Origin of the sequence: Porphyromonas levii DSM 23370 (assembly GCF_000379925.1) — a bacterium.
In the GTDB taxonomy this organism is placed as follows: Bacteria; Bacteroidota; Bacteroidia; order Bacteroidales; family Porphyromonadaceae; genus Porphyromonas_A; species Porphyromonas_A levii.
The window spans coordinates 1-8,440 of the sequence record NZ_KB904306.1 but is presented as its reverse complement, the minus strand read 5'-3'; the positions used below and the strand labels follow the sequence as shown (position 1 = coordinate 8,440).

The following is an 8,440-nucleotide window of genomic DNA, read 5'->3' as shown; positions in this document are numbered from 1 at the left end:
AGTTTTGTAGTGTGTAGCAGTACATTTGACTCCAAGAAGCCCATATACATGTCGTAGAAAACTGGTATCCATTGCGTAATTAAGCGTTTAGTGGATAATTCGCTCAATTATAATGGATTTCCAGTTTTCTTTCAAATTTTCAAAGAGAAAAATAACCCCGTCGCCCATATCTTGCGGATTTCATCCCGCAAGATGATTGGTGTATACAAGCTGACGCAGGAGTCTCAAGGGATCACGGTAACCGCCATCACGCAGAATATCGGATGAGACCTTTTTCTTGCCCTTCGAGGTATAGGAGTACTGGTATATAGGTTCGTCGCTAGTAGGATAGGAGAGGGACTCGGTAGAAAAGTAGTCTATGATGTCGTGGCTATACATCATCTTATTGGATAGTTTCCAGCCCTCTGCTATGTACCAGTTGTAGCGGAGATAGGCATTCCAGCCCTTATTCCACATGAAGTCGGTAGGGTTGTTGTACCGCCAAGTAGGGTTGAGCCCTCTGAGCATATCTCCCTTTTTGTATATCTCCTTACCTGTAGGCTCGTAGGTGATATCGCCAGGCATGGTGCGGGGCAGTCCGGCTTCGGTACCATAGAAATCGTGTACGTAGCTTAGCCTGAGGTCTAGGATGTGCTTTGCCGCTAGCTGAAAGGTGGTATTATTATAGAGCGAGAACCTGCGGTCTCCTGTGTGTCTCCACCTATCGCCCCATTCACGATTGACATTGAATAGGGTATTGATACCCTCGGTTACCTTGCCCCCAATGGTGCCCGCAATCTGGTGGGTATTCCACGATCCCGTAGCGAGTAAGAGCTCTAGTAGGGGTTCGTTCTTTGCCGCCTTTCGTACGATATTGATAGAACCACCTACAGAGGAGTGCCCACCGAGTACTGAAGAGGGACCTTTTACCACCTCGATGGACTCTACCATAGAGAGGTCGGGGAGTGGGAATGAGTTCCAGGTGGTACGCTCATCGCGCATGCCATCGACTTCGATAGGGGAGTAGTCGAATCCGCGTACACTCACTTGCTGGAAGGCACCGTAGGTGGTACGTGTATTGACACTAGGAGCGAAGCGTGTAGCTTCTTGGAAGTTGAAAATGCCTCTTAGCTTGAGTGGCTCTAGCCTGATATTGGAAATCGTTACGGGGATGTCCTTTAGTGCCACATCGAGTTTGCTCATCTTGGGTCGCCTATTGCCAGTTATGACTAAGGTGTTGAGCTTGTAGGTATTGCCCGAGATACTATCCGTATCAGAGCTCAGCACGCTCACTGGTTGCTGGTCGGCAAACCCCTTTTGTGGCGTTGCAAGAAAAGATAATGCACCCATAATGAGTGCGAATGCAGAGTGTTGTCTCATCTAATAATCAATATGTTAATGAATAATCGCTATTTATCCAACGTCTGTTCATCCTGCATAAAAGACCGTAGAGGCACAAGTAGGGAGGGTGGGATTTGGGGAAACTGAAATCTACTATACCGCTTACCGTATGTGCATGCGTCCTTTGTATGATGATAAATGCTGTTAAGCAATGCAAAGATAATAAGAAAACGGGAGTCCTTGTGCCACATGTGCCTACAATTGTTGGAGGGCGATGAGACAGTGGCGGGTGAAGTAGGCGTTGCGGTAGGAGATAGGTCGGAGGGCGCGGAACTGTGCTTGGGTGAAGGGGGTAATGCTTGTGATGAGTGCGCCTAGCGAGGGATAGTGCTCGAGGGGTAGATAGGTCATGGTACAGAAGGTGGAGTGGCTCCTGACTTGGGGCAGAGAATTAGGTGCTACTCGCTCGATGGCGCTTAAGATAATAGCGAGGTCAAACTCAGCATTGTGCATCACAATCGTGGTTTGAGGCAATAGGTCTGCGAGGAAGTACTCTACCAGCTGAGCTTCTGTTATGCCATGCCGCCTTAGGTCTTGCTCTGATAGACCATGCACCTCTTGTGCCTCCTGGCTGCCACTGTATGATTGGTACACTCGGTGTGTGCGTTTGCGGATGAGCTGGTATGCCTCATCTAGAAGCAGCCAAGTAGCCTCAACGATCAGGTCTTCGGCTCCACGTATCGTGCTTAGCCCTGTGGTCTGTAGGTCGAGAACCATCCACCTTGCCTTTGCTCCGGTGGGCGCATGGGGGATTGGGGGTACTACGATTGCTGCCTGCCTAGTCTGAGGGACTGCCTTATAGGTCTCTGTGGGTTTTGGTTTGAACTTTCGGGAGCTGGACTGGCGCAGTAAGAGGAAGAGGATATAAAGAGCTACCACCCCCAGCACTATCATCATGACGATGTTAGGTGCTAGGGGCGGTAGCTCATTTATAATGTATAGCATAATGCTACATATTGGGAGAGCTTTTAGTAAGCGCGTGCGAAGAGCACTCTGCGGGCTGAAGGCTTGCCGCTATACATGCAGGTGCCTGGCGTGGTATCGCCATCGGAAGGGATACAACGGATAGTTGCCTTGGTCTCTTCTTTTATGGCAGCCTCTGTCTCGGGGGTACCGTCCCAATGGGCGAGGATAAATCCGCCCTTCTCATCTAGTACTCTCTTGAACTCGTCGTAGGTGTCTACGATGGTGGTATGCTCGGCACGGTAGTCGAGTGCTTTCTGTAGGATGTTCTTCTGGATATCCTCGAGCAGCTGTGCCACATACTCTACGATGCCATCAAGCTCCTTAGTCTCCTTGGTGAGCGTATCTCTTCGGCTCACCTCTATAGTGCCATTCTCTAAGTCGCGACCACCCATAGCGAGGCGTACGGGTACACCCTTTAGCTCGTATTCAGCGAACTTCCAGCCTGGCTTCTTATTATCGGAGTCGTCGAGCTTTACGGAGACACCCTTTGCCTTGAGTCCATCCACGATTGGCTTGAGGGCTACACGAAGCTCCTCTAGCTGCTCCATAGACTTGTAGATAGGTACGATGACCACTTGGATAGGGGCTAACTTAGGAGGAAGTACTAGACCATTATCGTCGGAGTGGCTCATGATGAGGGCACCCATCAGACGGGTAGAAACACCCCAAGAGGTTGCCCATACGAGCTCTTCCTCGCCCTCCTTATTGGTGAAGGTAACACCGAAGGCCTTGGCAAAGTTCTGCCCCAAGAAGTGGGAAGTACCACTCTGTAGCGCCTTGCCGTCTTGCATCAGCGCCTCGATAGTATAGGTATCAATAGCGCCCGCAAAGCGTTCGGTCTCGCTCTTGTGTCCCACTATTACAGGCATAGCCATATACTGCTCTGCGAAGTCGCGGTATACTCCGATCATTCGCTCGGTCTCCTCACGCGCCTCTTCGCGTGTAGCGTGGGCGGTGTGTCCCTCTTGCCATAGGAATTCTGCCGTGCGGAGGAATAGGCGGGTGCGCATCTCCCAGCGGACAACATTAGCCCACTGATTGCATAGGATAGGGAGGTCTCTCCAAGACTGTATCCACCCCTTATAGGTATTCCAGATAATAGTCTCAGAAGTAGGGCGTACGATGAGTTCCTCCTCCAGCTTAGCCGCAGGGTCAACAACCACACCCGAACCATCGGGGTTATTCTTCAGGCGGTAGTGGGTCACCACTGCGCACTCCTTAGCAAAACCCTCTACGTGGTCTGCCTCCCTAGAGAGGAACGACTTCGGGATAAATAGCGGGAAGTAGGCATTGACATGTCCTGTCTCCTTAAACATACCATCCAGTACCGCTTGCATCTTCTCCCATATCGCATAACCATAAGGCTTAATCACCATACAGCCACGTACCTCACTATTCTCAGCGAGGTCTGCCTTTACCACTAGCTCGTTATACCACTTAGAGTAGTCTTCGCTACGAGGTGTGAGGGCATCAGTCTTCTTTGCCATATTATCTATCTATATCGTCTAAAGTATTTTAATGCACAAAGATACCAAATACTCAGATATCAGGAGGGGTATACAATCCCAATTATCCCATTGTAATTGCGGTATTAAAGGTCGTCCTCTATGGAAGCACTCTTGGCGTAAGCACTAGGCTTGGCTTCGAAGAAGTCGGTTTTGATGAGATTGGAGTTGCTATACTGTGATACCCAATTCATACTTGCGGGCTCCTCCTCATGCCCTGGGAAAATTACGCCTAAGCCAAGGTTGGAGCTGCGAAGATTGGCTAGATACATGATGTAGTCGCTGACCATCTGAGTGGTGAGCCCTTCAATGTCGTCGCCGATGACGTATTTCCCCCAAGCGATCTCCTGCAGCGCTCCTTCCCTTATCATCTCTACGAACTCCGCTTCGCGCTCTGGGGTGAATAGCTCTGGGTGTTCGTTCTTAAGCTCGAGTATAATGGAGCGGAAGAGCCAAAGGTGGGTGTTCTCATCCCTATTGATATAGCGGATCTCCTGCACGGAGCCTGGCATCTTGCCCATACGCCCTAGGTTGTAGAAGAACATAAACCCAGAGTAGAAGTAAACCCCCTCCAAGATATAGTTAGCCACCATAGTACGGACTAGCTGTTCGGGCGTCTTGTGCAGCTGGAAGTCATTGTATATATCGCCAATGAACTTATTTCTCTTCAGGAGATGCTCATCGTCTCGCCATTGGTATAGGATAGACGTGCGCTCTTCAGGTGAACAGATGGAGTCTAGCATATAGCTGTAGCTCTGTGAGTGTACCGCCTCCTGAAAGGCCTGAATAGTAAGGCATAGATTTACCTCGTTGGCCGTAATATACTCTCCTACGTTGGGGAGGTTGGCCGTCTGTATACTATCTAGGAAGATCAGAAATGAGAGAATCTTGTCGTAGGCTGTTTTCTCGGCGTTGCTCAGGATACGGTAGTCTTTTACATCCTGCCCTAGGTTAATCTCCTCGGGAATCCAGAAGTTATTCATCGCTGTACGATACCAGTTGGATACCCAACTATACTTAATGTTGTTGAAGTCATTAAGGTTGGTGGTATTGCCATTGATCATCCTACGTTTCGATAGGTCTATATCGCCATGCTCATTGAAGAGCGCTTTCTTTTTTAGTTCCATGGGGAATGATTTGTATTTGATTGCGTAATACTTATGCAGAGCAAGTCTCGCACGCCTCTACTTCGAGTGCCAGACTGCGGATATAATAGAGTGTCTTGACCCCTTGGTGCCAAGCTCTGAGATAAAGGTCTCGTATGCCACCAAAGGTGATGTCTTGGGTAATATAGAGGTTGACACTTTGTGCCTGATCTAGATGACGCTGCCGTACTCCCGCTGCATCTACCACCCAATTTTGGTCTATCAGATGCGCCGTCTTATAGAGCCAATAGGTTTCGTCGGAGAGGTCGGGCGCCACACGCGGTACTATCGAGCCCTTCTTCTCCTCTAGGAAGAAGCGATTCATGATAGGATCAGTGCCCGCTGTCGTACCTGCAATGATTGAGGTCGAACTCGTTGGGGCTATAGCAAGTAGATAAGCGTTGCGCATACCCAGTTCAGCCACCTGTGCGGCTAGCTTTTGCCAACGCTCACTCGTGTAGTCGCGCTTCGTGAAGTATTCCCCCGTCTGCCAGTCACTCCCCTCGAAGCGAGCGTACTTCCCCTTCTCGGCAGCAAGGAGAGACGAAGCCTCGATAGCGTAGTAATTGATACGCTCATAGAGCTTATCCATAAAGTCGAGGTGCTCTTGGCTCTCCCAAGCGATGCCTCGCTTTGCAAGTAGGTGATGATATCCACTACTCCCCAAGCCGATAGGGCGCATCTTATGATTGGTTATCTCGGCATACGGAATGGGGTAGAAGTTGAGATCAATCACATTGTCTAGCGCACGCACAATGGTGTGCACCGTATCTCTCAGCTCTGTAGAGCTATCTGTGTCGATATTGCCCAGTACGAGCGAAGCCAGATTACATACCACGAAGTCGCCTGCGATAGTCTTCTCTACCACCACCTCTTCGCCATCCTCTAGCACCACTGTCTGTTGCTTCAGTCGGATTTCGCTCTGTGTTTGGGCAATCTCGGTACATAGGTTGGAGCAATAGATAACACCGCAATGACCGTTGGGGTTCATACGGTTCACCGTATCTCTATTGAAGATAAATGGTGTTCCAGTCTCCACTGCACTCTTTATGATAAGGCGGAGCATATCTTTGATGGCAATAGGGCGCTTGGCGAGCCGATTGTCTTGCAGACACTCTTGGTAACGTCGTGTCCACTCCTCTCCCCAGTAGTCCTCAAGGGCATACCCCTTTACGCTCAAGACTTCGTGCGGACAGAGCATGTGCCACGTGCCATTGGGGTCTGCTTCAAGCTGCTGCCAAAAGAAGTCGGGAACGCATACCCCAGGGAATACATCGTGCGCCTTCATGCGGTCGTCACCGTTATTGGTCCTGATCTGGAGGAATTCCGGCATATCACGATGCCATATATCTAGGTACAGTGCTACTGAGCCTTGTCGTACGCCCAATTGATCTACCGCAATAGCTGTATCGTTAGCCAGCTTCACCCATTTGAGTACGCCGCCAGCCACGCCCTTAAATCCGCGAATATCGCTTCCCACAGCACGCACCTTGCCAAGGTAAATACCCATACCGCCACCATACTTAGAGACCTGGGCAAAGTTGTCTATCGTACGGTAGATACCGATGAGGTTGTCCGGCATCACATCTATAAAACAACTCGAGAGCTGACTAAGAGGCTTGCGCGCATTACTCATCGTAGGCGTCGCCATAGTCACCTTTAGCTGCGAGAGGATATCGTAGATCTTGCTAGCCCATTGTACCTTGTTCTGCTCAGGTATGGCAAGGTGCATAGCGATACCCATAAACATCTCCTGAGGGCTCTCCAGTACTACGTGGTTGCCAGAGTGTATAAGGTAGCGCTTGGCTATTAGGTGCAGACTACTATAGGTAAGTAGATTATTGCGGCGGTTATCCATGATAGCTGCCAGATCATCTACTTCTTCCTTGGAATAGTGCTCCAAGATATACCGACCGTAAAGCCCCTCTTCGGTGAGGAACTTTATCTTGTCGTAAAAGGTGGAGATATGATATTTCGCCTCCACTTTCTCTAGTCCTTTGCGCAGCTCCAAGCCCAGCAGTCGAGCGGCAACGAACTCCCAATTGGGCGCCTCTCTAGTAATGAGTTCTACGGCAGCCTTGATAAGCATCTGCAAAGGGTCTGCCCCCTCCTTATGAAAGGCATAAAACTTGGCGTAGAGCAGGTCTAGCGCATAGGCCGCTCCTGTGTATTGCTCCTGAAGTTCCTTAAGAAGGGAGATTATCTCCTCATCTACAATGTACTTTCGGAATAGATTAATCACTTCGCGTGCTTCGCTATGCTTTGTCCTGTAGAGGATATAGGCTTTAGCCACCTTGTAGTAACCATTCGCCATTAGGCACGTTTCCACGATGTCTTGCACCGTCTCCACTTCAATAGCATCCGGGGTGCCAATCTCGGCGAGGATACTTTCGCATAAAGCGTTTAATTGGGAGTTGGTAATCCTTGTCTCTGTAGCCCTGAAAGCTCTGCTCAGGGCGTTCTTAATCTTAGCTACAGAGAACGTTTCAGCTTGCTTATTTCGTTTGATTATCTTCATCGGTCAGAAAAAGGGGATACATTCTACTTTATCCACAAAGGTACAGTAAACTTCTCTTTTTAGCTACTATTACTCCAAATAAAATTTCATAAATGTGAAAGTATGACACCTCCATTGTAGCACCCAAGGAGAATAACTTCATGGTATGGAAGGATAGAGACTACCGCCTTTAATCTCTATCCTTACTTCCTTTTCCGAGGGCTTCGATAGTGCCTCATACAGTCAACTGCTTCACTTCACCACCCTTCTCGAGCGTGTAGGAAACTATGTTGTCACCTGTGGTACGTATGCTCCCTTTCACATCGATAAGGTTTACCGAACCGCCCTCCTTGATACTTAGGGCATACGCAGGGAGTTGGACAATGACCCCCTTCACTAGCGAATTGCCAATAGAGCCATGGGTGACAATATCTTTCTCCACGGTAAGTGTGCCAATAGGCTTACTAATCTGGACGCCTACCGAGCCTTGACCAAAGGTCTCGATACTCTGGAAATGTATTTCGTCTACAGTGCCATCGTACTGATTGTAGCCTCTAGCACCCTCTCCATAGGTTTGGATAGGTGCATTTACGGTGTAGCTCTTTACGCTTCCAAAAATAATTTCAGCTTACTCATATATCTCTTTTCTTTTAACTTCAAAAAACATATAGTTGTTCTCATAAAAGTAAAGAAAATAATAAAGCTCACCTAATAGAGATCATCGTATCTGAATGAATCTCTATTAGGCGAGCACTACTTTTGTCTCGCCTGAGCAACGAAATTTATTCCTAGGAATAAATTTCGCTGATATAGGGTCCTAGATTCCGCAAAGTATAGATCGGCGCTGTTGGGGGTAGTATTTGGGGGTACTTTGGGGTGCTCTTTGCTGTATTTTGGGAGGTGTTTGGCTGTTTTGGAGATTGGTCTTTGTCTTTTTTATCTATTTA

General features: G+C 48.8%; 6 protein-coding genes. All 6 read right to left on the bottom strand.

The genetic code is table 11. The features are described 5' to 3' along the window. Nucleotides 1–180: 180 nt before the first annotated feature. The 6 genes from A3GG_RS12445 to A3GG_RS13785 all read right to left on the bottom strand — a co-directional run bounded on the left by A3GG_RS12445 (nt 181) and on the right by A3GG_RS13785 (nt 7,935). Nucleotides 181–1,359 carry a TonB-dependent receptor plug domain-containing protein gene (locus A3GG_RS12445; RefSeq protein ID WP_018359269.1) on the bottom strand — a complete coding sequence of 393 codons (1,179 nt, stop codon included), beginning with the start codon at nt 1,357–1,359 and terminating at the stop codon, nt 181–183. Nucleotides 1,360–1,575: 216 nt separating this feature from the next. Further along, nucleotides 1,576–2,325, bottom strand: coding sequence for a 3'-5' exonuclease (locus A3GG_RS0110595; protein ID WP_026215787.1), 750 nt, complete (start codon nt 2,323–2,325; stop codon nt 1,576–1,578). A gap of 23 nt (nt 2,326–2,348) precedes the next feature. Next, complete coding sequence (gene proS / locus A3GG_RS0110590) at nt 2,349–3,833, bottom strand: proline--tRNA ligase (protein ID WP_018359267.1); 1,485 nt, start codon at nt 3,831–3,833, stop codon at nt 2,349–2,351. Between the two features lie 104 nt (nt 3,834–3,937). Beyond that, nucleotides 3,938–4,978 (bottom strand): ribonucleotide-diphosphate reductase subunit beta, encoded by a 1,041-nt coding sequence (locus A3GG_RS0110585; RefSeq protein WP_018359266.1) that lies wholly within the window; start codon nt 4,976–4,978, stop codon nt 3,938–3,940. A 31-nt stretch (nt 4,979–5,009) separates the two neighbouring features. Then, nucleotides 5,010–7,514: a ribonucleoside-diphosphate reductase subunit alpha gene (locus tag A3GG_RS0110580; RefSeq protein WP_018359265.1), complete on the bottom strand. Its 2,505-nt coding sequence runs from the start codon at nt 7,512–7,514 to the stop codon at nt 5,010–5,012. Nucleotides 7,515–7,728: 214 nt separating this feature from the next. Beyond that, a complete protein-coding gene (locus A3GG_RS13785) occupies nt 7,729–7,935 on the bottom strand; it encodes a hypothetical protein (protein WP_018359264.1) in 207 nt (68 codons plus the stop codon). Nucleotides 7,936–8,440 lie beyond the last annotated feature (505 nt).

What these genes read in the sequence shown, in the direction of transcription:
- A3GG_RS12445 (WP_018359269.1), bottom strand. Translation starts at nt 1,359, where the DNA reads ATGAGACAACACTCTGCATTCGCACTCATTATGGGTGCATTATCTTTT.
- A3GG_RS0110595 (WP_026215787.1), bottom strand. Translation starts at nt 2,325, where the DNA reads ATGCTATACATTATAAATGAGCTACCGCCCCTAGCACCTAACATCGTC.
- proS (WP_018359267.1), bottom strand. Translation starts at nt 3,833, where the DNA reads ATGGCAAAGAAGACTGATGCCCTCACACCTCGTAGCGAAGACTACTCT.
- A3GG_RS0110585 (WP_018359266.1), bottom strand. Translation starts at nt 4,978, where the DNA reads ATGGAACTAAAAAAGAAAGCGCTCTTCAATGAGCATGGCGATATAGAC.
- A3GG_RS0110580 (WP_018359265.1), bottom strand. Translation starts at nt 7,514, where the DNA reads ATGAAGATAATCAAACGAAATAAGCAAGCTGAAACGTTCTCTGTAGCT.